Annotated in this window: 23 protein-coding genes; 3 read left to right on the top strand and 20 right to left on the bottom strand. The window is 39.6% G+C overall.

The window, feature by feature from the left end; genetic code table 11:
- Nucleotides 1–36: 36 nt before the first annotated feature.
- Nucleotides 37–1,113, bottom strand: a complete 1,077-nt coding sequence (locus tag IEV91_RS03335) for a glycoside hydrolase family 172 protein (protein WP_188495986.1) — start codon at nucleotides 1,111–1,113, stop codon at nucleotides 37–39.
- Nucleotides 1,114–1,410: 297 nt separating this feature from the next.
- Nucleotides 1,411–1,989 carry a TetR/AcrR family transcriptional regulator gene (locus tag IEV91_RS03330; RefSeq protein ID WP_204871281.1) on the bottom strand — a complete coding sequence of 193 codons (579 nt, stop codon included), beginning with the start codon at nucleotides 1,987–1,989 and terminating at the stop codon, nucleotides 1,411–1,413.
- A gap of 257 nt (nucleotides 1,990–2,246) precedes the next feature.
- On the opposite strand from IEV91_RS03330, the gene IEV91_RS03325 reads away from it, so the two are divergent.
- From IEV91_RS03325 to IEV91_RS03315, 3 genes are all read left to right on the top strand, one after another.
- Nucleotides 2,247–3,671 carry an MDR family MFS transporter gene (locus tag IEV91_RS03325; RefSeq protein WP_188495984.1) on the top strand — a complete coding sequence of 475 codons (1,425 nt, stop codon included), beginning with the start codon at nucleotides 2,247–2,249 and terminating at the stop codon, nucleotides 3,669–3,671.
- A 263-nt stretch (nucleotides 3,672–3,934) separates the two neighbouring features.
- Nucleotides 3,935–4,450: a hypothetical protein gene (locus tag IEV91_RS03320; RefSeq protein ID WP_188495983.1), complete on the top strand. Its 516-nt coding sequence runs from the start codon at nucleotides 3,935–3,937 to the stop codon at nucleotides 4,448–4,450.
- A 162-nt stretch (nucleotides 4,451–4,612) separates the two neighbouring features.
- A complete protein-coding gene (locus IEV91_RS03315) occupies nucleotides 4,613–4,978 on the top strand; it encodes a hypothetical protein (protein ID WP_188495982.1) in 366 nt (121 codons plus the stop codon).
- 266 nt (nucleotides 4,979–5,244) lie between these two features.
- Here IEV91_RS03315 and IEV91_RS03310 read toward each other — a convergent pair whose 3' ends face one another.
- From IEV91_RS03310 to IEV91_RS03225, 18 genes are all read right to left on the bottom strand, one after another.
- A complete protein-coding gene (locus IEV91_RS03310) occupies nucleotides 5,245–6,270 on the bottom strand; it encodes an asparaginase (RefSeq protein WP_229745378.1) in 1,026 nt (341 codons plus the stop codon).
- A 167-nt stretch (nucleotides 6,271–6,437) separates the two neighbouring features.
- Nucleotides 6,438–7,274 carry a carbohydrate ABC transporter permease gene (locus tag IEV91_RS03305; protein WP_188495981.1) on the bottom strand — a complete coding sequence of 279 codons (837 nt, stop codon included), beginning with the start codon at nucleotides 7,272–7,274 and terminating at the stop codon, nucleotides 6,438–6,440.
- 15 nt (nucleotides 7,275–7,289) lie between these two features.
- Nucleotides 7,290–8,183 carry a carbohydrate ABC transporter permease gene (locus tag IEV91_RS03300; RefSeq protein WP_188495980.1) on the bottom strand — a complete coding sequence of 298 codons (894 nt, stop codon included), beginning with the start codon at nucleotides 8,181–8,183 and terminating at the stop codon, nucleotides 7,290–7,292.
- Nucleotides 8,184–8,286: 103 nt separating this feature from the next.
- A complete protein-coding gene (locus IEV91_RS03295) occupies nucleotides 8,287–9,627 on the bottom strand; it encodes an ABC transporter substrate-binding protein (RefSeq protein WP_229745377.1) in 1,341 nt (446 codons plus the stop codon).
- A gap of 95 nt (nucleotides 9,628–9,722) precedes the next feature.
- The gene (murQ, locus tag IEV91_RS03290) at nucleotides 9,723–10,637 is read right to left on the bottom strand and encodes an N-acetylmuramic acid 6-phosphate etherase (RefSeq protein ID WP_188495979.1); all 915 of its coding nucleotides are present in this window, start codon (nucleotides 10,635–10,637) and stop codon (nucleotides 9,723–9,725) included.
- A gap of 469 nt (nucleotides 10,638–11,106) precedes the next feature.
- Complete coding sequence (locus IEV91_RS03285) at nucleotides 11,107–12,123, bottom strand: sugar kinase (RefSeq protein WP_188495978.1); 1,017 nt, start codon at nucleotides 12,121–12,123, stop codon at nucleotides 11,107–11,109.
- A gap of 78 nt (nucleotides 12,124–12,201) precedes the next feature.
- The gene (locus tag IEV91_RS03280; RefSeq protein ID WP_188495977.1) at nucleotides 12,202–13,308 is read right to left on the bottom strand and encodes a DgaE family pyridoxal phosphate-dependent ammonia lyase; all 1,107 of its coding nucleotides are present in this window, start codon (nucleotides 13,306–13,308) and stop codon (nucleotides 12,202–12,204) included.
- Nucleotides 13,286–14,386: an amidohydrolase/deacetylase family metallohydrolase gene (locus IEV91_RS03275; protein WP_188496074.1), complete on the bottom strand. Its 1,101-nt coding sequence runs from the start codon at nucleotides 14,384–14,386 to the stop codon at nucleotides 13,286–13,288. Before IEV91_RS03275 ends, IEV91_RS03280 begins: the two co-directional genes overlap by 23 nt.
- Nucleotides 14,387–14,656: 270 nt before the next feature.
- Entirely contained in the window at nucleotides 14,657–15,814 is a 1,158-nt protein-coding gene (gene anmK, locus IEV91_RS03270) for an anhydro-N-acetylmuramic acid kinase AnmK (RefSeq protein ID WP_188496073.1), read from the bottom strand.
- Between the two features lie 56 nt (nucleotides 15,815–15,870).
- On the bottom strand, nucleotides 15,871–16,818 hold the full coding sequence (locus IEV91_RS03265; RefSeq protein ID WP_188495976.1) for a GNAT family N-acetyltransferase: 948 nt from the start codon (nucleotides 16,816–16,818) through the stop codon (nucleotides 15,871–15,873).
- A 17-nt stretch (nucleotides 16,819–16,835) separates the two neighbouring features.
- Nucleotides 16,836–17,753: an N-acetylmuramic acid 6-phosphate etherase gene (gene murQ, locus IEV91_RS03260; protein ID WP_188495975.1), complete on the bottom strand. Its 918-nt coding sequence runs from the start codon at nucleotides 17,751–17,753 to the stop codon at nucleotides 16,836–16,838.
- Between the two features lie 15 nt (nucleotides 17,754–17,768).
- Nucleotides 17,769–18,923, bottom strand: a complete 1,155-nt coding sequence (locus IEV91_RS03255; protein WP_188495974.1) for an exo-beta-N-acetylmuramidase NamZ family protein — start codon at nucleotides 18,921–18,923, stop codon at nucleotides 17,769–17,771.
- Between the two features lie 14 nt (nucleotides 18,924–18,937).
- A complete protein-coding gene (locus tag IEV91_RS03250; RefSeq protein WP_188495973.1) occupies nucleotides 18,938–19,810 on the bottom strand; it encodes a carbohydrate ABC transporter permease in 873 nt (290 codons plus the stop codon).
- Nucleotides 19,810–20,751 carry a carbohydrate ABC transporter permease gene (locus IEV91_RS03245; protein WP_204871277.1) on the bottom strand — a complete coding sequence of 314 codons (942 nt, stop codon included), beginning with the start codon at nucleotides 20,749–20,751 and terminating at the stop codon, nucleotides 19,810–19,812. Before IEV91_RS03245 ends, IEV91_RS03250 begins: the two co-directional genes overlap by 1 nt.
- Before the next feature lie 152 nt (nucleotides 20,752–20,903).
- Complete coding sequence (locus IEV91_RS03240) at nucleotides 20,904–22,184, bottom strand: ABC transporter substrate-binding protein (protein WP_188495972.1); 1,281 nt, start codon at nucleotides 22,182–22,184, stop codon at nucleotides 20,904–20,906.
- A gap of 24 nt (nucleotides 22,185–22,208) precedes the next feature.
- Entirely contained in the window at nucleotides 22,209–23,783 is a 1,575-nt protein-coding gene (locus IEV91_RS03235) for a glycoside hydrolase family 3 protein (protein ID WP_188495971.1), read from the bottom strand.
- Nucleotides 23,784–23,807: 24 nt separating this feature from the next.
- Nucleotides 23,808–24,521 (bottom strand): PIG-L deacetylase family protein, encoded by a 714-nt coding sequence (locus tag IEV91_RS03230; protein ID WP_188495970.1) that lies wholly within the window; start codon nucleotides 24,519–24,521, stop codon nucleotides 23,808–23,810.
- A 77-nt stretch (nucleotides 24,522–24,598) separates the two neighbouring features.
- Entirely contained in the window at nucleotides 24,599–25,645 is a 1,047-nt protein-coding gene (locus IEV91_RS03225; protein WP_188495969.1) for a serine hydrolase domain-containing protein, read from the bottom strand.

Genomic DNA, 25,645 nt, shown 5'->3' with positions numbered 1-25,645 from the left:
CTATTTTAAATAATGGCTTACTACTCAACCGGCGCGTTAGATCACTTCTAAGTCATTTTTACCTGGAAGTGCTTTGAAGCTTGTATGAGGCTCGGCCTGATACCAGAAAGCGACAGAAGCAATGTCATCTTGTAAGGGTAAATAGCGTCCTCCCGATCTCCAGCCCAGCGCCTGAATGGTGACTTTTAAATCCTCTTCAAAACGAATCGGATCCATGACATGCCAGCGATACATCCCAAACCGTTGCTGCGCTCGGTAAAGACCATCGGGTTTAATCAATTGATGCATGCCAAGGAACGGTGTGGAATATGTACTATACTGTCCTGCTGGCTGCTCCCAATTCCATGCCCCACCAAAATAATCTTCTGTTCCGGTCCCACAAATCGTCGGATAGTCCTGGTCCCCATCGAGGTAGAACTTTAACTCGCCTTCTCCCCACCAATTATTGCTATTGACTTGCCAAGCAATATAAGTCCCTACGTAATGACCTTGACCCTTAATCCCTTCAACAATCGTATGAACATCCTTATACTGAACCGGATTGCTGCGTTGCCATTGCGCATGGAAATAAGCAACATCCTCTGGGACTTCTGTTAACGTGTAATTCACTGAATAATACAGCGTCATTTTTTCCTCAGCTAAATTTTCTACTGTAATTCTGGCCTGTTTCCTAAACGGCAATTCCCAATAACAATTCATCCCACCGGCTGGATTAACCACAACGGGAAAGGAGTTTACGTTACTTCGCTCACACCAACCATTGCAGAAAAAATCACCTAAAGGCACTTCTACAGAGGGCGCCTCTTCGTTGTCCCAATACATGCGAATTACTGACGTTCGCCAATGATTGGGATGACACGTCAACCAAATGTGTTGAATCGCCCCTGGCCCAGAAATGTCTGCTACTGTGAATGTGGTCTCTCCTTTAATATCGACGGAAGGAGAGATCTTCCAGCCCTTTCCGAGCTCCCTAGCTGGTTGGGCTCCTGTCCCCTCAACTGCCATTGCACCTTTCCCTTTTTCCCCCGTGAAATTTTCCGGGCTAATGGAACGCGTTTTTGCATGCGAAAGTCTAGAGAGATTGCCTAGCCCCATGCCTAATCCATTAAACATCCTTTGCCATCCTCTCCTCAATTTTTAAATGCAACCGATTACAAAATTTCGAAAACGTTTATATGAAATATATCTCATTCTAGTAAGAATTCAAGCTCTTTATGCATAAATCCTGCTCAACATTCACATTGATGGAAGTCCCATCTTCTATATAAAGTGAAACTTCAATTAGGGTGTCAGCGTCCGTTATCTCGCACTTAAACGTCTTTGTACTATTCATGTTTTAAAGTACGAATCTTACGGACGGCTACACCGAGATAAAATGCGTTATTTTTTTCAGCGCTTGATACAGTAGCTTTATTTAATTAATGGTAAAAATATCTCATCCACAATTTCTGCAATGGTATCCTGTGACACCGGTTCATAGGTAATTAACACCTCATGTCTGACCAAATCAACAGGCAGCCTTGTAATGCGTGCCGTCACTTTTTCATGACGAATTTCTCCCCGCTCCACTGCACGATTTAAAATGGTTGACATCGCATTGGTTCTTCGAAAATTGATCAATTCAGATAAGGGTATACCTGTTAGAACAGACATTAATCCATGAATCGTTTCTGGCCCAATCTTACGGAGTATGTCATTCAATTGATTCAATATGATAATGACATCGCTCCGAAGCTCCCCAGTATTAGGAACTTCATCCGGTGGTGCCGGTAAAATTTTATGAATAGCTGCCAAGACAAGCTCCTCGCGATTCGGCCAACGGCGATAAATGACGGGCTTACTTGTTTGAGCTCGAGCAGCAACCCCTTCTATTGTAAAGTTTGGAAACCCTACCTCCATCAATTCATCCCAGGCTGCTTGCATAATGGCAGCTTCTAATTCTGCACCTCTTCGTCTTGTCGGAAATTCTCCTTCATTTTTCTTATTCACATGAAAACCTCCCATAAAGTGAAACTCCAATCGGTGGGGGTTTTTGATTTTCCCCTACTGATGTTAGTTGAACTCGTCGTGGTGTTAGCGTCCCTTACCCCCACTTAAACAGCTTTGCATCCCCATTTTTGAAGTGGGAGTCTTACAGACGGTCGAGACTGAAATAAAATACGTTGCGTTTCTTATTGTTTTATTATATCATAAGTTTAAATAAGAAACTTTGAGTATCTTATAGCAAAAAAAGGAGTGTAACATACATGGATAAACCTATTGAACAAACAGCCAATAAAAAAATAGATCCAGCCGTTATGAAAATGGCATGGATTTTGTTAATTGGACTTCTTGCCCCATTATTCGATACCACGATCATGAATGTCGCCATCGATACCCTTGGAAATGCTTTACACACATCGGTTTCCACGATTCAATGGGTGATGACAAGTTATTTAATCGCCCTTGGTATTGTTATTCCTATTTCAGGATGGGCACTTAATCGTTTTGGGGGTAAAAATATATGGATATTCGCTTTAAGTTTATTTTTAATAGGTTCTGTTTTATCAAGTTTATCATGGAATGTAGGAAGTCTCATTGCCTTTAGAGTGATTCAAGGCATGGGTGGTGGTTTGATGATGCCCATCATGCAAACCATGGTTGTGCGGGCAACTGGCGGAGAGAAATTAGGTAAACTAATGGCCATTGTTGGTTTACCGGTACTCATCGGTCCTATTCTCGGCCCCGTATTAGGTGGAGTTATTATTCATTATCTTAACTGGCATTGGATCTTTTATGTTAATATTCCTATTTGTTTGATCGCCTTAATCCTTGCCGTATGGGGACTACCAAAGGATGAAGCCACAAATCAATCTCAAAAACTCGATTTCATTGGATTATCCTTGTTATCTCCTAGTATTGTGTTAATGATTTATGGGCTCACCAAGGTCAGCGCGCGTCTTGGCTTTTTTCATAGTTCAGTCATCATCCCCATTGTCATTGGCCTTATATTTATGATGGTCTTCTGCCTTTATGTCTTAAGAAAATCTCACAACCCAGTCATTGATATCCGTATATTTAAAAGCATGCCATTTACCGCCTCTTCTTGTCTTTTGTTTTTATCAGGTCTATCCTCTTATGGCGGGATGTTATTACTCCCACTCTATTATCAACAAGTCCGTGGAGAGAGCGTGCTCGTTTCAGGAATACTATTGATTCCTCAAGGTGTCGGGATGTTATTGACGCGATCATTAGCGGGAAAACTGACAGATGCCATCGGCTCTCGATGGGTCGTACTCTGTGGTACCCTTTTAACACTCATTGGTACTATTCCCTTTGCCTTTTGCGGTGCCCATACGAGTGAATTTTTGCTGGCCATCGCTCTCGTTGTCCGTGGTGGAGGACTTGGAGGCGTTATGCTTCCCATTATGGCAACCGCTTATGACGGATTAAGCAAGGAACAGATCCCACATGCCAGTAGCGCCACTCGAATTTTACAGCAAATTGGTGGCGCTTTTGGTGCTTCAGTGCTTGCTGTTATCTTACAAAATCAAATGACTTCTCAATCAGCTCTCACTATTGCCGCCCGGAACACTGCTTTTAATCATACCTTTATGTGGACCGTCGGCTTCACCTTAATGTCACTCATTTTTATCGTGTTCTTACCTCATAAAAAAGCCAATAGAACTTAAGCCGCTCGCAAATACCTACTTATATGATCCTCTTTCGGTAGATGATCGTGCTTCCGTTAGTTTGTGAGCTAACATTATGGCTAAATCGTTATTACTTTTATTGTCATTTAACACTTGAAATCGTTCGCTAATTTTGGCGGACGATTTTTATAAATGGAAAATTTATGTTAACCTAATAATATAATATTTTAAAAATTATGTCCTCATTATTTGACGGGATATTCATAAGAAAAAGTATTCATAAGAAAGGGGTTGTTATCGCTATGGGAGGCCTAGCGCAGCTCGCCTTCAGTAATTTTTTAATATTTGCTTTGATGGCTATTTTAATCATATACATCATATACTTGTTCATAAAAAGAGCCGTTGAAAAAAACGATGGCGATTTTATTTTAGAGGCAAAGGCATGGAACAAAGAGACTTTCTGGAGGGAATTTATCTTTGCCTTTTTAAATTTAGTCATCCCTTTTTGTTTTGTTTATTTAATGGCTATCGGCGATAGAGGAAACATTATATTTCTTTTCGGTGTCCTCTTCATCCTTGAACTCATACAACCGAAAAGACCACAGAAATCAAAGGTCAGCAAAGCAAAGACCGTTAAAAGTTTTCGTTATATTGTTTATTTGGTTGCATTCCTTTTATTTGTATTTTTAACAGCACTCTCAACCGCTAGTGTTATGAGTAAAATCGTTGCCTGGTTGATTTTATCTCTAATATATCCTCTCGAAAAAATTGAAAAGAAGTATTTTATTTCAGGTAGCACGAGCAGTCACGATGTATAAACTCATTGTGGTAACTGGGCTTTAGGTGAAGAAGGACTCTGTTTAGAAAACTTGGCTTACACTTCACTAAGCACAGCCTGATGTTCGTGCCTTCACACTCACACACTATCGCCAAGCCTTAATGACGAAGGCTAAAGTTGCTCTTATAAGGCTTTCCATTACATGATACGCCGACATTACAGGCAAACGGGGCATCAAAACGGTATCTTGGTGACCGTTTTTCATAAGTATCTAGAAAACGGGCATCAGAACCACGTCTTGGTGACCGTTTTTCGTAAAAATCTAGAAAACGGGCATCAGAACGGCATCTTGGTGACCGTTTTTCATAAGTATCTAGAAAACGGGCATCAGAACCGCGCCTTGGTGACCGTTTTTCGTAAAAATCTAGAAAACGGGCATCAGAACCGCGTCTTGGTGACCGTTTTTCATAAGTATCTAGAAAACGGGCATCAGAACCGCGTCTTGGTGACCGTTTTTCAAAGAAATCTAGAAAATCAGCATCAGCCGGCTAAAGGCAAGCAGCATTAGCAACTCAGTTGATTGAAACTGAAGACGCGAGATTCGGAACACTTATACTAAGTGTGTTCCTCAGCGCCACTGCTCACTAATGCCTAAACTAGAGTCATGCTGGAACAGCAAGGATCGCTCTGGAGTGGAGATCCACACCGTTCACTCTGGCTATATCCAAAATTTTATATTTTCTTCCCTGTTAAAAAAACGCTCAAATCTGAGCGTTTTTGCTTGTCATTTATTTTGTTCATGGCGACATTGTGAGTCGCCTTTTTCTCTTCTATTTACTCATTTTCTTTTTTTAATTCAAAATCAACTTCGATGTCACCGATATTATCCTTACGCATATTCTTCACTGTTGGGATACGATATTTTTGATAGAGTGCGGTTGCTTTCAGCTCATCAGAAACAAACCCAAGGTCTTCTAAGATCTTTAAGGTAATGGCACTGAGTGCACGAGGATTACCATCTTCACATTTTATGATGAATCCAAGGCCTTCTTCCACTAACCCAAAGCACTGAACACCTTCAGCTCCGCCTTTGGAAACGACTTTTCCAGGGAACATTTTCATAAAATCAGTATCAAAGCAGTCTGTCCCGGCCACCATTTCTGGATAGGCCATCATCGCGTCTCGAATCATTTGCAAGGTCTGACTTCTCTCGGGTTCAGTTGTCGACTGTCCAGCAGCCAATTGAGCATAACCGTAAGCGGTCTGTTTTAAAGGCAGGCGATGAACCGGCACACCACATCCATCAACACCTAAATCAATCGCTTCAATAGGGGTATTGCATACTTCAGATATGGCTCGGATGATTCTTTGCTGAACAGGATGATCAATGTCTCGATAGGTTTTATAGTCCTCATGCATATGAACAGCTGTCGCTAGCATGCCCGAATGCTTTCCTGAGCAATTAGAGTAAAGCGGCGTCAAGTCACCACCTGAACGAAGCAAAGCCTTATAGTCTTCATCATTTTTCGGCGGATGCATCCCACATTGTAAGTCATTAACTTTTAAATCAATGCGATCTAACACATCCTGGACCGTTTCCCGATGGAAGTCTTCACCACTATGGGAAGCACAGCTAATCGCAATCTCACGAGCACCATAATTATAATGTTCAGCAGCACCCGTTTCAATTAAAGGAATAGCCTGAAATGGCTTCATCGAAGACCGGGCAAATGTATTTCTTTCAGGATTACCATAGCTATATAGTAAACGGCCCTCTTTATCAACAACAGCCGCATGAAAATCGTGCGTACTTTCTAAATACTGACCACGATACACTTTAATAGGATTCATTTTTACCATAAAAGGCCACCTCTCTTATCTGTCCACAATTTCACTATTATTCTACACTAAGTTGAGACAGAGGGACAGGTTTACTGTCCCAGACTTGGATAAGAGGAATGGCCAGCTCACAAGTTCATTGCCAGGACCCACGAGATATGACCTTTAGCACTATGTCTTATCATTATTTACCCTTTTACAGCACCTTCAGTCATTCCTTTAGTAATTTGTCGTTGGAAGATAGCGTAGACAATGATGATCGGGATAATCGCTATGGAGAGACCGGCAAAGAGTGCTCCCCAGGCATTGGTATATTGTGCTTGTTGATTCATCAAATCCATGGCCACTCCTAAAGTATGGTGCTCATCGGTTTGCAGGAAGATCATCGCCATGAAATATTCATTCCAGAAATTCACTGCGTTCATGATGGAAACCGTAATTATCCCCGTCATCATCAAAGGGGTCACGATACGAAAGAGAATCCCATAGGGTGAGAGACCATCGATTGCTGCCGACTCTTCTAATTGTTTCGGAATTGTCCCCAAAAAACTCGTTAAAATAAACACACTAAAAGGAATCTGTGTCACCGCATAAATCAGGGACAAGGCCCACAAATTATCAATCATATGAAATTTTAAAAGGAGAAAAAAGAGCGGAATCCAGCCCAATACCATAGGAATCATCATCGCCGACAAATAGAGATTAAATAGCACCTTACTGCCACGAAATTGTAGACGTTCAATCGCATAAGAAGTCGGCAATGCAAAACATAAACTCAAGATTGTCCCTAAGACGGTGACAAAAATACTATTTAGAAAACTCGTTCCGATATTAAAATCTGTCCAGGCAGAAACAAAATTATGAAAGTTAAACACCTTGGGCAAAGACCATGGTGAGGCAAAGATCTCCCCGTTGGACTTAAAGGCGCCTAGAAACATCCAAATGATAGGATAGAGAACAGCCAAGGCCCAAATAATCAAGGGAACACGTATCACTGTTTTCATAAGAATCCTTCCAAGCTTCATCAGCTCACCTCCCCTTTAATACTCTACTTTTTCCCTTTTTAATAAGAATTGTAGGACTAATACTGTTGCCAAGGATAAAATTAAGATCATGACGCCAATGGTGGCTCCGTAACCAAAATGGAATTCTTGAAAGGCTTTCTGATATAAATAAGAGCCCATCACTTGGGTGGCATTATTTGGACCCCCTTGTGTCATGATTTGAACGATGACAAAAGAGCCGTTAAGCGTGGTAATCACAATATATAAAATGGAAGTTTTAATCTGTGGCCACACGAGTGGAACGGTCAGACGCCAAAACTGTTGCCACTGATTCGCCCCATCAATCTCCGCTGCTTCATAAAGACTTTTCGAGACATTCATAATCCCACCCATGAGCATCAGCATAAATAAACCAATACCTGCCCAAACAGAGGGCAACACCAAGCTTGGTAAAGACCACTCCATACTTCCTAACCAGGGGCGTGTCCAACTGCCAAGCCCTATTGCTTTTAGTCCTGTATTAAAAATACCTAAATCCGGATTGTAGATAAACTGCCACAAGATCCCGATAATCACAACAGACATGATATTAGGAAAGAAGAAAATTACTCGGTATAGCGGGGCCTCTTTGACCTTCAATTGCGTCAGAGCGACAGCAAAGAACGTCGCAATAATCATAATTCCGATGACTTTAGTGACCACGAGGAAATAATCATGCCAAATCGTTTTAGGGATAATCGGATCATGGAGCAATTCCTTATAATTCCCTAGTCCGATAAAGGTTTTGACACTGCCCGTCCCTGACCAATCAAAAAAGGATAAATATAAGCCATTAAATAAAGGATAAATTGTAAAAATAACAAACACGACTAAAGTCGGAAGTAAACAAAATAATAAGAAGAGATACTTTTGCCTTTTGGACTGAACCATGCCCTCGCCCCTTCCTTTTCTAAATTGCGTAACACTTTGACGCGTTTTGAAAAAAGGTGAATTGTAAAGACCCCTTTAGAGCCTTTACATTTCACCGTCATCTTTATTTTTTAGCATTGTATTTTTGGGCAGCTGCTTCTGCCTTTTGACAAAATGCTTTGGCATCCATTTTTCCAAGCATTAAAGAAACCAAAGCATCGCTTAGTGGATCTTCAAAATCCTGACTCATAGGGTGGTCTTTCTGAACCACTTGAACATCGCCGGAGTTAATCATTTTATTGGCATCCTTCAAGTAAGAAGGAACCTTAGCGTCACTATCCAAGTCGACACCTTTCATGTTCATCATCGCCCCTGTTTTCTCTGCAAACGTCTGAGCATATTTTTTTTGGAAGGCGAATTCAACAAACGCTTTGGCTGCCTCGGGATTTTTAGCCTTTTTGGCAATGGCTAAAGGCCGTAAATCAGGAACGATCGACGCTTTATCACTTTTTTCATGCATTTGTGACGGGATAAACCCAAATTTAAAATCCTTAGGAACATCTTTAGCCATTTCATTCGGCAACCAGAAGCCTACTGGAATATAGGCATTTTTATTTAAAAGGAAGTTCATTTGTGATTGCGTATGACTTAGAGCTGCAAATCCCTTATCGATATAACCCGCTTCTTGCATTTTTTGAACGTCTCCCATGATTTTTTCAACTCGAGGATCGGTCCAAGCCCCTTTATCCCCATCAATTAAGGCATTGAGAAGATCCTCGCCACCAACGGATGCAAAGGCTGGGAACAATACCCCTCTTAAAAAGTAATAAGGATACTTACCCGTTGTCGTAAATGGGGCAATCCCTTCATCTTCTTTGATTTTTTTCATTGACGCCATCCAACTCTCAAAGTCTGTTGGAACGTCATAGCCTTTTTTCTCAAAGAGCGCTTTGTTATACCAAGTGCCCCAAGTATCGAACACTAAGGGAAGACTATAAATCTTGCCATCATAATTGCTAGGCGGTACGATAAAACTATCCATCAACGGCGTACCATCGTCTAGCTTAATTGACTTCACCCAGTCCGTCAGATCCATCAGCTGACTATCTTCAATCATTTGCGTCTCACTCGCACCGGCACCATCAATATAGACAACATCCGGAGGATTATTGGATATCCAACGTGTTTTCATTTGCGTATTCACATTGGGTCCAGCATCTTGCTTAATCGTGAGATCAGGATGCTTAGCCTGAAAATCCTTAATCACATCTTTCCACCAGGCGTCACCATATCCACCGACAAAATATTGAATTTCTAGGGTGCCTGACAACCCATCGCTAGACTTTCCTGATTTCGATCCAGAACTCGAACTGCTTGAGCTTGAAGAAGAGCAACCAACTAATAGACACATGGCCAAGAGAACAGCAACAACAGAGAATAACATCCCTTTCTTTCTAGCCTTCATGACTTTCCACCCCTTATGATAAAAGTTATATAAAGAAACAGAGGGTCAGGATCTTGTATACCGATTTGAGTTCGGATGGGACAAGGAACCTGTCCCTATGTCCCGTTGATCGCTAATCTGACATTACCTTTATGCTGATGAAGAGCAGCGATGGCCTGTTCATGGGAGACACTAGCCATGATCATGACTAGCGCGGGTTTGACTTTGTGTCCTGTCTTCTCTAGGACTTCCCCAGCTTGTTCTATAGATACTCCAGTAATTTCCATGACAATCCTTTTGGCTCGCTCTCGCAATTTGAAATTACTTGCATGGACATCGACCATAAGATTTTCATAGATTTTTCCTAATTTCACCATGACCGTTGTTGAAATCATATTTAATACCATTTTGTGAGCTGTTCCCGATTTCATTCGAGTAGAGCCCGTTAAGACTTCCGGTCCCACAATGACTTCAATCTTACAATCTGCCCATTCACTGATCGCTGAGTTGGGATTACAGGTTAATGAAATCGTCTTGCAACCTATTTGTTGGGCATATTTTAAAGCCCCAATCGGGTAGGGTGTTCTACCACTGGCTGTGATGCCGATGACAACGTCTTCCTTTGTGAGTTGTCTCTCCTTTAAATCACTAGCTCCACAGGACTCACTATCTTCTGATCCTTCTAAGGCCTCTGTAACTGCTCGGATCCCCCCTGCCATAACAGCCTGAACTTGTTGAGGCGGTACCATAAACGTTGGTGGACATTCAGAAGCATCAAGAATCGCTAACCTTCCGCTCGACCCCGCTCCCACATAAAAAAGCCTTCCGCCATTTAAGAGACTTGAGTAGACAAAATCGACTGCTTCTTTAATCTTTGGTAAGACTTTTTCAACTGCCACCGCAACCTTCTGATCTTCTTGATTAATAATCTTTAAAACTTCCAATGTTGATAGCTCATCGATATGAATACTGTTTGTATTTCTTTGTTCCGTTATTAAGGAGGATAATTCCAATGATGGTTTTGGCGACATAGACTTCAAGCACTCCTTTGTACATTATTTCGCAAAAAAATAGACCATAATTTTTACAACGTACAAAAATGATAGGTCAGGAAGAAACACAATGCCTGTCCAGTCCGGCCAATGGTATAAACCATAATGCCTACAAGGTTTTGTTTTCTTTCATAAAAGACAAAACATTACACAGACGCCTTCCTAAACCTGCTATCTGATATAAATTTATTCCACGATTTTATAAAATATGCGGAATTTTATTTCAATAGAGCAATGATCCCTCTCAAATCCCCGACACGAAAATTAGAAAACTTGACTTGTCGCCAAGCTTTAATGGTGACAAGCCTATGTCAGATTTAAAAGTTTCTTCCACTAATTTATCTATTTGCCATAAAAGAAAACCCGTCCGTTGACGGGTTTTCGTGTCATGCTTATTTTTATTTTTAAAGGATGCAAACATTATATCCATTCATATACTCATCCACAACTACCGTTCGACATCAGTGGCTGTCATCGTCATAGCTCGGAGAATCTCCTTTTCCGTTGCAGTGGGCGTATCGCCGACAACCGTGTGGGCCAGCATACTTGAGGTTGCCGCAAACGTCACAGTCTTTTCTAAAGAGAATCCTTGGATGATGCCATGCAAAATCCCACTTGTAAAAGCATCTCCTGCCCCGATTCTATCCAATACCGAAAACGTTAACATTTTAGAGAATTGAAAGCTGCCCTGCTGAAAAATGTAGCCACGCAATGAGTGAGAATGATTAGGATAAATCGAACGATGAGTCCCAGCAATCGTAGAAATCGAGTATTTCTTAGCAACTCTAGGGATGAGGTCTAAAAGCTGTTCTTCTTGGGATTCCTTTTCTGTCTCCATCCCGAGAATCCACCGAGCATCCTTTTCATTCATCATCACCATGTCAGCTAAATAAAGCATCCTTTCATAATGGGGTTTAGCTTTTTCATAGCCCTCTTTTCCCCATAGTGAGGGGCGATAGTTACAATCAAAGACAACCATTCCCCCCGCCATTTTAGTTGCTTCGGCCAATTGCTTCATATTTTCTCGGACGCGATCATTCATCGCAAGAGCAATCCCACAAAAATGAACCATATCCATGGTCACTGCGATCTCCTCAAACGGATAAAGGTCAATAGGGGCAGTATTAAAACTACTCAGCTGTCGATTGGTATAAGTGACTCGACTCTGCCGGGGACCATAGCCATTTTCTAAAAAATACAAACCTAGCTGCTCCCCACCACACTTGATGAACTCAGGGGATATTCCCAGCTTTTGAATATAGGAAAAGGCAGCATCACCAAGCGCATTTTCCGGTAGTCTTGTGATTAAATAACCGTGATGTCCTAATCGTGCCAACGCCGAAGTGACGTTAACACCGGTACCAGAAAACGTATAGTTTAATGTACTTGCTTGTGATAAGGATTCATAACCTGGGACTTGTAGGCGCATCATGACTTCTCCAAAAGCGGCGATCTTCTTAGACATCCAGATCCACCGATTTCTTTCCTCTGTACGCCTCGTTCATGGCCAGATGAGCATCTAAAATCCTTATTATGCATGGCATCAGCACTCACCACCGACTAAAGCTTGTATTCTCTCTTTAATAATGCTAATGTCTCCTTCAGCAAGTGGCCGTGGATCAATATCGAAATAACCTTGTTTTACGCCATAATCTCTTGTGTAGATCGCTATCTCTCCGTCTCGCAAGCCAGTAACGACCTCAGCTGCTGTCACCTTTGTTTTGAGCGGATTAATGCTAATCCTCGCCCGATAAATCGCTCGCCCAGCTTCATCCTGAACAATAGTAACCTGAACACCCACGCAATCATTGAGGTGCAGAAGTTCTTGTAAGGCTTCCTTTTCTTGCTCACTCTTATTTTCTTTATTCCCATATTCATCAAGGGCTTGAAGAAGGCCGAAGATCGTTTCTTTCCCCACTTTCATACTTCTCCCAATCGCCTGTAGTTGCACCTTTAACCAGTCAATGTATTTGCGCTTACCCGCAACAATCCCAGAAGTGGGGCCTTCAATGGCTTTGGATCCACTGTAAATCGCGAGGTCGGAATAGTGAACGTACTTCTGAATCTCTTCCTCAGCCGCCGCATCAACAATTAAAGGGATGTCATAGTTTTGAGCGACTTGCCACGCTTCTTCAATAGAAATCATATTTTTTTGAACAGCATGATGTGATTTGACATATAAAATCCCCGCCGTATTTTCATTAATGGCCGCTTGAATATGCTCTGCTCGTCCTTCATTAGCATAGCCCACCTCCACAAGCTTACCGCCTCCGAGGTAAATCATCGTTTCAATCGGCGCACCATATTGCACATTATGGCCTTTCAGCAAGATAATTTCATTTTTTGCGATGACTTCTTGATGAAGACGTTCACTTTTTCGCTGGTTACCCTTAGTGACTAAAGCGGCCACTGATAAAGCAATACCACTTGATGCCGAATTGACCACAATGGCTGCTTCCGATCCCAGGATACTGGCGATGTAATCTCCAGATTTATCGACGAGGTCGGCCATTTCGACATACTGTTGGCCCCCTATTTTCATGGCCTCCATAACCGTATCGGTAGGAGCTGAAACACCGAGAATACTCATCCGCCCGCTTGCATTAATCACTCGTTTCAAACCATATTTAGCATTCAATGAGTCTACCATTCACAACCACTCCTCTAGCGTCTAGTCTTTGCTTGGCCACGCGAACCTCACCCTCTGAATCGGTAAGCTCTGTCGGTTCATCCTTCACTATAAATAACGTGAGATTGGCTGAGTCTCCCACCTTTATGCGCCCAAGCTCCGGTCGATTCAACCAACCAGCGGCATGGAGCGTCACTGCATCAATGATTTCTTGTAGCGGATACCCCAAATAAAGAAATTTTGTAAGAACATGAGCCATGCCATAAACGGGACCATTCAATCGATTGCCACGGTAAATATCGGTACTAATAGTATCTAGTCCAATACCATGCCGTCGAGCCGCTTCAGCCACTTTAAACGAAAAGCTTGCAGTGCCATGGCCGACATCTAAATGAACGCCGCGCTTGATGGCCTCTCGTAACACTTCACGAGGTTTGCCACTTTTAAGAAAGAGATTATTAGATTTGCCATTAAGATAATGGGTGACGACATCTCGGGCTTGCAATAACGGCATAATGTCCTCAATATCTGGCGGGGCTGAGCCAATATGAACCATTAAAGGAAGGGAAGTCGCTTCTGAAAGTTCTCTCGCGATATGCAAGGGCTTAATGCCCTTGTCCTGCACAACACTATGACTGATTCGCGCCTTCAGGCCTACTATTTTCTGCGAGTAGTTTTGGACAGCCTCAAGGACCTTATGCTTATCGATCCATGTTAAGTTGGAAAGCTCATCTACCCTTTGTAATCCTATCCTGGAAATATTTAAGAAGGCCAAGAGATTGGTTTGACTTTCCTCAGCACTTAAAAACAAGTCCCGAATGCGGTCTGCCCCACAACTTCCAGCATCAACGACAGTTGTGACCCCTTGTCTTATCCCAATCTCATCAAGTTCATCTCCATACGGCTCAAACTCAGAAAAAGCATGAACATGCAAATCAATCCAACCACTCGACACATAACATCCTGAGTAATTTAAGACTTGCTCACCCTGACCACATCCAGCTTTTGTGACTTTTGCAATACGACCGTCCTCAATCACAATATCTATCGCTTCTTCGTTTACGGTCTTTAGATGACTTAATACATATCGGTCGGTTATGATAATTTCTCCTTTCTAAGAGCAAAGTAACAAAAATAATAGTCCCTTTTGAAATGCTAAAGAGGACCTCTATGTACGTCTCTTTGCCTATCTTTTTAATCTTCTCACTCAGTTTTTTTCTTAAGATGATGATATGAATATGTTCTGAAGGATATACATTAGTCGCCTCATGAGGAAGTTAATTCAGATAATTTTAATAGTTTAATAGTAACAAAAGGAGGTCAATAACACTAGACCTCCTTTAGATTCTATCAATTCATTCTCCATGATTTATTTTTGATCAATATAAGGTGTCCAATTTCCAAGGACAATAGATTTTTCCGCCCCTGTAGCCATCGGTACATTTGCGGAGTGTTTACTAAAAAATTCATTTGCCAAGATCGCAAAAGCTACCGCCTCTTTAGCATCCGAAGCTACCCCATAATCCCCTGCTGTCTTGATTGATAGTTGAGGAAGTAAAATATCTAACCATGTCATTAAGGCTTGATTATAACTGCCCCCACCACTTACGATTATTTCTTCAATTTTATGCTTTGATAGAATAAAATTTTCATAGTTTTGTGCAATCGACTTAGCTGTAAAATATGTAGCCGTCGCAATTAAATCATTGGGAGACAACCTCCTCCAACTTTCTAATAATCGATCAACATAGGCCTTACCATAGGATTCCCGCCCAGTTGTTTTAGGTGGAAATTGTTTAATGTAAGGATCCTCCATCATTTCATTTAAAAGTGGTTGAGAGATTTCTCCCTGTTTTGCATATTTACCATTAGGATCATAATTAATGCCATAAAATCGTCGAACAAGCTCGTCAATAATCATATTTCCAGGCCCAGTGTCAAAGGCATACACATCTTCCAACGAACAATTCTCTGGAAGAACTGTCACATTAGAAATACCACCAATATTCTGCAATGCCACTGCTTTATGTTGATTCTTAAATAATAGGTAATCTATATATGGAACAAGTGGTGCTCCTTGACCCCCTGCCGCCATATCCATGACTCGAAAGTTTGATATTACTGAGGTTTTTGTCTGATAAGCGATGACTGCAGGCTCTCCTATTTGTAGTGTTGAGGGGATATATGTACTTTCAGATTGAGGGATATGATAGATAGTTTGACCATGAGAACCAACGGCATTGAGCCTTTTTAACTCAAACTGAACATCACGGCAGACCTTCTTTACTGCATCGGCAAAACAATACCCAAGTTCAAAATTTAAACTGCAAATTAAAGGTGTCGATGAACGCTCAGGATCCATTGCCTGAAAAATTTTCCCTCTCATTTCCTTAGAATAGTCCAATGTTATAAAATTAAGCACTTCAACTTTTGTATTATTTCCCGAACCTATAATACGAGTCAACGCTGCGTCTATACCATCAACAGAGGTCCCGGACATTAGCCCAACGATAAATTTTTCTTCCATGTTCACGTTCCACACCCTTAGAAAAAAGGTCCCTTAGATTCAAGGACCTAAAAATTTTATATGCTTTTTTTAACGACATAAAAAGTACGTGTAATTTCAAAGCCCGTTTTTTTATAGAGGTGACCTGCTGTACTTTTTTCACCTGTCCACAAGAACCAGGCACCATGTAAGCCTTCAGATTTCATAGAGTATAAACAAAGATTAAGAAGAATTTTTCCTATTTTTTTTCCTTGTTCTTCAGGGTCCACTCCAAAGGGACCAAAACGATCCGGAACACCTTCATACCCACCGTGGATACAGAAACCAACGAGCTTCCTGTCATTATATGCAACCCAGATCCTTTCCATTGGTAATCCCTGTGGTATTCCCTCACGTATTGCACGCCCCCAATCGGGGTTGAAAATTTCGTTGGCAAATTGGACTACGTTATATAAATCACCATCATTCGCCTGCCGAAACGAATACCCCTCATTTTCCCTTTCCTTTACAAGTGATTTGATCTCATCAGAAAGTTTAAAACTGACTAGGTTTCGGTCCATAGCAACACAAGGATAAACTGTTTTAAAGCCTTTACTCTCTAAGAATGAAGCTGCCTTTGGATAATTTTCCTTATCAATACCTGGAACAATATAATTTGGTGCATAAGAAGCAAAAAAAATAGTGGTTTGTCCATGCTCCTTAAAAAATTGAACCGCATTTTCTAAAAGCTGATTTCCAACACCTTGAAGCCGGTATTCCGGTGAAACAAAGAAAAAAGTAATCCAACCGTTCTCAGCCTCTAAATCTAAACCATACATTGGTAATTTTCGATGTAAGCCATAAAGAGCACCAATTAATTTATCATCATCAAATGCAAGTTGTAATCCAGTTGGATCAAAATTTGCATCCAATAAAATTAAATTTCGAAAACGCTTAGGATTCGTAGGATCCATTTCTAGAGTCTCATTCCAAAGTGCAACAATTTGTTTTTCATCACCAGGTTCATAGGTTCTATACGTAATCATCTTGAAAATCCTCCTATTTACTTCATAGAAATATGATTATTCTTTTTATCAATAGCCTGTCTCACAAAGCCATTTGATACGTTTAATAATTCCAACGCTGTCTCATAGCTCATGTTTCGTTCTAACATAACAATTGCCGTTTTCACATTATAGTGAGCGTTTGCTAAGGCATCATTAATTTCTTTCTCATCTGCATTCGTCACCATTTTTATAATATTAATTGCACGTTCCTTCAACTTTTGGTTACTAACTTTTAAATCTACCATTAAATTTTGATAGACTTTACCTAATTTAATCATTACTGAAGTGGTAATCATATTAAGAACAATCTTTTGTGCAGTTCCAGCCTTCATACGGGTTGAACCACTAATGACCTCTGGACCAGGAACCACCTCAATTTTTCTATCCGTTAATTGCCCCAATACTGATTCTTTATTACACGTTAAAGCTATTGTTTTTGCTCCTTGCTGTTTTGCACATTTAACAGCACCTATAACATATGGTGTTCGACCACTGGCTGCAATACCGATAACAGCATCTTTATGCGTTAATCCTCTTTTTTCTAGATCCTTTTGCCCTCTGAACTCATCATCCTCTGCGCTTTCCACTGCTTTAAAAATCGCTTGTTCCCCGCCAGCAATAACAGCTTGAATAAGTTGATCGCTTATTCCAAATGTTGGTGGACACTCTGCAGCTTCAAGCACCCCTAATCGCCCACTCGTTCCAGCACCTACTAGAAAAACACGACCACCACTCTTAAGGGATTCATAAATGATCTCTACCGCTGCTTCAATATTAGGAAGTACCTGTTGTATCGCATCTGCTATTTTTCTATCTTCATTATTTATACATGTTAATATTTCTATCGTTGTCATTTGATCTATATACGTCGTATTTGGATTTAAACTCTCAGTCGTTAGAGAATGGTTATCCACATTTCCACCCACTTTTTATTCATTTTTATACAGCAAATAAGGAGAAACCCTTTTTGTAAAACCTTCTAATTCTTCTTGGGTTTCTTCAAGAAAATAATCAACTTCCTGTCGCATAATTTTGTCCTTTAACTTATCCGTTCCTGCCAAAAGATTAATAAACGAACGTTTCTTTTGGGCGTCTCGGAATTCAAATTGTTCAGGGTACATTTTAGCAACCGTCTCTAGGAGGTAGAGACCAGTCTTAAAACTGTGAACTTTCTTTTTATCCGTTACATGTATTTGTATACCTGAACATAATTTATCCTTGTACTTTTGATAGGTTGGTATAAAAGAAGTTGGTCTTGCAATAACGCCTTCTAGTTTTCTTTCATTAAAAAACTTAGCTAATTTATAACCCTCTATGAATGGTGCTCCAATTATTTCAAATGGACGTGTTGTCCCTCTTCCTTCTGAAAGTGTTGTCCCCTCAATGAGACATGTCCCTGGATACAAAATACTCATCACTTGCCCAGTCGAATTAGGAGAGGCGGGTACCCAAATAAGTCCAGTATCATCAAAATACATTTCCCGTGACCATCCTGACATGGGCACCACAGTCAGCTTGCAGTCTAATCCAAATTCATGCTTATACAGTAACGCTATTTCACCAATAGTTAATCCGTGTCGAACAGGTAATGGATATTGCCCAATAAATGATCTAAATTCCTCTTTGACGAGATTTCCCTCTCTTTGTACACCATTAATTGGGTTCGGGCGATCAAGAACGACAACTTCCTTATCAAATTCTTTACATGCTTCCATAACATTCGCAACTGTATAGATAAAGGTATAGAATCTTGTCCCAATATCCTGAAGATCAATGACCACTACATCTACGTTGTCTAGCATTTCCTTGGTGGGTTTACGTGTTTCACCATATAGACTATAAACCGGTAACCCAGTATAAGGATCCTGACTAGAAGTTATTTTCTCACCTTCTTTAGCGTCCCCACGGATTCCGTGTTCTGGTCCAAATAATACTGTCAATTGAATATCAGGATGCTCATAAAACAGATCAATAGTGGGTTGAAGCTTGTGATTGACACCCGTCATATTAGTTAAAAGTCCAATACGTTTATTTTTATACTGCCTTGCTTCCTGATTCAAAAAATGATCTACACCTAATTGCACAAACATGCCCCCTTCTATTCTTTAACACCAGACATTTGCATACCCTTTACATAATACTTTTGCAAGATAATGAATAAAATCATAACAGGTATAACACTAATAGTTATAGCTGCACTTACTAATGCTTTAGTCAAGTCGGGATCTAAAGCCGATTGCAACATCTGAATACCAACAGGCAGCGTAGCCAAATTATTATTTACTGTAAAAATAAGAAGGCCCCATATTAATTCATTCCATTGACCGATAAAAGTAAAGATAGCTAAAGTCGCCATTGCTGGTAATGTCATCGGTATAACCAATTGCCAAAACACACGAAACTCTGATGCACCATCAATTCGCGCTGCTTCTATTACAGCATCTGGAATGGTCATAACAAATTGGCGCATTAAGAAAATCCCAAACCCACTAACTGAAAAAGGGAGAATCAAAGCCAAGACTGATGTAGCAAGTCCACCATTCCCTCCCTCACCGAATAAATCATTTCCTCCAACTAAAGGAAAATGAACAGTAATATAGAAGTTGGGGATCAAAAATAAAAATGCCGGGAACATCATTGTGGCTAAAATAAATTTAAAAAGTGTTTGCTGACCTTTAAATCTAATTTTTGTCAAGGCATAGCCTGCTAGTGTACTCGTTAGCAACACCAGTACCGTAACACCTAAAGTCGCTAAAATACTATTGGTAAATAACCGTCCCATATTTAATTCTTGAAAAGCAGTTATAAAATGATCAAAATGATAATGCTCTGGAAGCAATGAAAATTTAAGACTATTAAGTTCCTTTTGGTTTTTAAATGAGGTGAATACCATGTCCAAAAAAGGAACAATCATCGAGATACCGCCAATAATAACAACCAGGTATGAAAACCAAGGGAATTTTCTTTTCATTAGTAGTTTTCAACTCCTCCGCTACGGAAAACGCGTAGTTGAATTAATGTAATAATTAACACGATGACAAAAAGAATAAAAGCCATCGCACTCGCCATTCCCCATTGCCCATATTTGAAGGCTTGATTATACATCTCAAGCCCTAACACGTTGGTTGAATTTCCTGGGCCGCCATCACCTGTCATAACTAAAATTAAGTTAAAAGATTGGAGACCTCCTATAAATCCCGTTATAAGAACAAATAAAATTGAAGGTTTCAAAAGGGGAACTGTAACATTCCAAAATAATCTAAAGGAACCTGCCCCATCAATCGTTGCTGCCTCATAATAAGAATCTGGGATATTTTTTAATCCTGCACTTAAAATTAAAATAGCACTTCCAATACCAGACCAAACGGCAACAATTATAACTGAATACAATGCGATATGAGGGTTGTCCATAAATTTAACTGTTGGTAACCCTAATGTGTTTAAAAAACTATTAATTAAGCCATTTGTAGGGTCATACATAAAATCCCATACATTTCCAACCGCAACGACATTAGTAACCATAGGTAAGAAATATAGTGTTCTCCAGAAACCTTCAAGTCTAAGACGTGTGATCATGTATGAAATCACCAAAGCAATAAAAAAGCTAACAAGAACTGAGCCAAAGGCAAAAATTAATGTATTTGTTAAAACAGGATATAAAAATCCGTGTCCACCAAAGAAAAAATCTTTATAGTTCTTAAACCCCACCCATTTTATTAAGGAAAAATCAAAACCGCCCCACTCTGTAAAGCTTAAAAACAAGGAAAACACAAGGGGGATTAATAGAAAAATGAAATAAAAGACCAGGGATGGGAGCATAAAAATATACCCCATAACACCTTGTTGTGTTATCATTTTTTTTCTTCCTTGTTTAACCTGTGGTGCGATTTGTTTATTAAGTTCATAACCCATTTTAGATTCACACCCTTTTTGAGAAAGTACCGTTATTTATCATATCCATGATAAATAAAACTCATATTCCCTCTTATCTTTCTATCCTAAAACTCAAATCTACCCTAGATTCTATTAAACTTGAAACAAAGAAGGGCTTAATGCCCCCTTTGTTATTTCAATTCTTGATTAATGACTTTATTAGCATTATTCAACCCATTTTTAACAGATGTTTGTTTACTCCAAACTTGTTCAATTTGTTTCTGTAAATCCGTCTTAATCTTTTGTCCAGCAAAAATATTAGGTTCTGGTTTTGCAAAGTCTAAGGCATTGATGAATGGTTTATAATTTGGATCACTTAATTCTTTGCTGAGGGCTTTAATATCACTATTTCTAGTTGGAATGATTCCTTGTGAAACTAAAAATTGACTTTCCCCTGTTGCACCATTATCAAGTTCTTTAGAATTTAACCATTTTAAGAACTTCCATGCTTCTTCTTTGTGCTTAGATTGGTTATTAACACCATAAAAATAACCATACGATATGCTTCCTTGTCCATTACCGTCTGGTGAGGGAATTGGAGCTACTGCAACATCTTTAAATTTATCTTTCATAGTTGTTTTTAAAGAACCTAGCCACCACCCTGCGTTAATGGTCATGGCAACATCTTCATTTGCAAACCCTTTTTGAGCGTCGAAGCTTCGATCTGTAATCCCACTATTAATAAATTTCATCTCATAATCAAACGTTTGTTGTGCCTCTGGAGAATTCAATTCCGCTTGTTTATGATTGCTGCTTAAGAAATTTCCACCATTGGTGTATAGCAAGGAAAGGTAAGGATGGACGACAGCTGAATCCCAACCGCTTAATAGCCCAAAACCTTCTTGTTTTATCTTCCCTTTAGAGTCCTTTTTCGTAAGTTTCTCTGACATTTCATACATCTCATCCCATGTCTTCGGTGGACTATCATACCCAGCCTCTTTTAATAATTTTTTATTGTAGAAAAGGGCATAAGTTTCAATTTCCGATGGATAGCCTAATAGGTTCCCATTAACGCTTGAACTCTTAATTGCTGCATCAGGATAATTTGACTTAATATCATCTGTTACATCCTTAGGTGGGGTTGCCAACACATGGCTTTGATTGAGTTGCCCTCCCCACAACGAATAAACGTGGACAATATCAGAAGATTGCCCTGATGTCTGCTGGGCCATAACAGTAGATAATAGATTATCAAAATTAACCGACTTATGTTTAACTTGGATATTCGGATTTTCTTTGTTCCACATTTTTATATACTTCATGAGCTCGTCCTCTTGCTGTGCTGAATAATGCGTTAAAAGAGTTAAAGTTACTTTTCCATCTTTCCCTCCACTATCCTTTGAAGATCCACATGCCGATAAAGCAAATATCAAAATAATCATCACCGTTATCGAAATCAACTTTTTCTTCATAGAAAGGTCTCCTTAAAAAATTTTTTAAACGCTAATTGGTACTAAACCTGTTGCTTGGTTTTTTCCATACACAACATCCAAGGCTGAACAAATTGCAGACACGTTATCGTCGTACACACAAATAGCATTATCTATACTACCTAATTGTTTTAACGAAAAGGGTCCTCTTAGGGAAATAACAGTCGAATTTGGTTGACTAACTAGTGGCTTAATCATATTTAAGTACCTATCATCTGGTTGTAAATATGCCATAAAAATAATTATGTCATCATAATCTTTACTTTTATCTTCCAAATAAGAATCAATGTTATCCATTGTAGAGAAATCAACTTCATACCCATCAATATTAGCTGGATATTTCCTTAGGGAACTCGTGATAGTTGATAAGGATTCTCTATCTTCAACTTGCGAGTGGCCTTTTTGTTTTTGGTAAATTGCTAATACCTTTGAATCTCTATCTAAAATCTTCAATTTAGTCGTTTGAATCATATTACTAACACTTCTTTTATATGTTCGATCAGCTAATTCTTGATGTTCCAAGCTACCAATATATTTAAATTTTCCTTTCATCTCCTTTCCTTTTTCTGAATAAGTATATTTATGTTTTAGTTTAAAAACCCGCCTAACTGATTGCTCTAAATGCTCAATTGAAATCTTTTCTTCTTTTATAGCATTTAATAGTCCTTTAATTGCTTCAACCTGATATTGATAGGTGTGAGAAATCATCGCAATATCAGCTCCAGCTTGTATTGCTTCAACAGCCCCACTTGCTACTCCGAATTTACTCTTAATTGCATTCATTTCAAGACAATCTGTTGTAATTACTCCTTCAAAACCTAACGTTTCTCGTAATAACCCCGTTAAAATATTATTTGATAAAGTAGCCGGTCGGCCAACTCTTTTTTCGAGCGATGAAAAGTAGATATGAGCACTCATGATACAATCGACATTATTCCTAATTCCTTCAATGAACGGTACCAATTCAACCTTTTTTAGTCTACTGAACGAATGATCTATTCTAGGAAGATCTAAATGTGAATCAACATTTGTATCGCCATGCCCAGGAAAATGCTTCATCGTTGTTGCGACTCCTGCCATTTGAATCCCCTTCATCCATGAGCTACCCAATTCAGCTACTTGACCGGGGTCTTCTCCAAAAGACCTTACATTGATGACTGGATTATTTGGGTTATTATTAACATCAACGTCTGGCGCTAAATTCCAATTCACCCCTAATTCTTTTAGTTCCAGCCCAGTGGCATATCCAATTTGTTTGGCAGTGGATGAATCATGGATAGCACCTAAACTCATGGCCCCTGGGAAAGCCGTAGCTGGATATTTAAGGCGACTTACAATACCATTTTCTTGATCAATAGAAATTAATAAGGGAGCAAAATGCCCTGCCTTCTCTGCCTCCAATTGTAAAGAGGCGGTAAGTTCTTGAACTTCATCAGGTGTGCCAATATTTCGACTGAAGAGAATAAAATTTCCTACTCTATAGTCATGAATGAGTTTTTTCACATCATCCGAAAGGATCTTTCCTGGAAATCCAACAACTAACATCTGGCCAATCTTTGACACCAATTCCTGTTTATCCATCTACTTCACTTCTTCCATAGGATTTCACAATGGAAAACCTGGGATCTCTTTTCCTCTTCTTACGTTTCCACCTACAGGGAACTTAAGCGTCTGTGCAAATGTTGATCGATTTTGGCATCCTCTTACAGTCCCAAGTGCTTTATAGTAATCAAAATATCTAAAGTCTTTTGAATTCATAACAAACCAAAATTTAGATAATGCCTCTAAATAAACATCAAATACATCTGAAACATCTACAAAAATATCTGGTTCATACCCTTCCATGTCCTCCCAATTCTCACTGTGCAAGAAACTATAATAATGAGCAGGATAACCCTCTAAATCGAATCCAGGCAGACCGGCTTTAAGTTGAGCTGCCTCAACAATCTTAGGCACATTAGAATGATCTGAATGAATACTGTTCACCCAATGAGTTAGCACAAGATTTGGCTTATGCTGTCTTAATAAAGTAGCAATCCGAGTAATTGTTTCTTCGTCAACCTTAACTTCAGCATCTTTATATTCAAGTGTGATACATTCAGCGCCCAATATTGCACATGCCTCTTCTGACTCACGTATTTTTTGCTTTCGATAATCTTCCACAGATACATTTGGTGGATTGCCCTTCTCACCGGCTGTCAGATGAAGGAATGTTACCTTATGCCCTGCTTTTGCATATTTTGCTGCAATAGCTCCCACTTGTAACTCACCATCACCACAATGTGCATCAACAATCATTAAATGTTTTTTGTCTGTCATTAGAAATCCCTCCGTAGAAATTAATTTCATCAAGTTATATTTATAGTGAAAATTTATTTCATAACAACCAAAAAAAATTAATAAAATGCTGCACTCACAATATTGTGAAATACTCTTCTCATGCGATTCATATTAATTTCTCGGCTGATGTGAACTCTGTTTGCAAGTAAGATCAAGCCTATATTCTTCTCTGGGTCTATCCATAGGGATGTTCCCGTAAAGCCCGTATGACCATAGCTATTCTTTGATAGAAAATAGCCAGCAGGTGAGTACGTATCATCTCCTAATTGCCAGCCCAATCCACGATTGAGATTAAGACTTTGCGTATAATTACGCTGACTGACTTTTAATGTCCTAGGAGATAGAAACGGCTTTCCGTCTCCGTAAGTTCCAGATCTTATTAACATTTGAACATATATTTTGAGATCATGCAGATTTGAAAACAGTCCAGCATGACCTGCCACACCTTTTAGATGATAGGCATTTTCATCATGCACTTCTCCCCATTGATAGTTGCTTTTTTCTGGTCGCCATTCTGTTGGTGCAATTGTCGTTAAATCTGTTTGTGGATTAAAGGTTGTATGAACCATACCAAGTGGCTGATAAATATTCTTTTGTGTAAATACATCGAGTGATTGTTCAGTTATCTTTTCAATTAAAAAACCTAAAAGAATAAAATTCAAATCACTGTAGACTACTTTTTGATCTGGGATGGGCTGTTCTGAGAGGATGTAATCTAATATTTGATTCTTTGTCCAACCATATTTATAAAAAGGGACTGTTGCTGTGAATCCTGAAGTGTGTGTAAGAAGGTGTCTGACTGTCACATGACTTTGCCCCTCAGGAAAATACCTTTGAATAGGGTCATCGATTTCAATGAATCCCTGTTCGATCAATAACAATAGACTAGGTAATGTCGCACAAATCTTAGTTAGAGACGCTAGATCGAATAATGTTTCTAAAGTCATGGGGATTTTCTCTTTTAAATGCGAATAACCAATAGCATTTTCAGCAAGGACTTCATGCTCATTAACAACCGCATATACAGCGCCTGGAATTTGCTGCTCTTCTATCATTTGCTTAAGAAACTCATCGACGCGTTTTAAACCTGTTATCGCTGTCAT

It is taken from the genome of Pullulanibacillus pueri, assembly GCF_014639255.1.
Taxonomy (GTDB): Bacteria; Bacillota; Bacilli; order Bacillales; family Sporolactobacillaceae; genus Pullulanibacillus; species Pullulanibacillus pueri.
The sequence above is the reverse complement of the archived record's forward strand: the minus strand, read 5'-3'. Positions and strand labels throughout refer to the sequence as shown.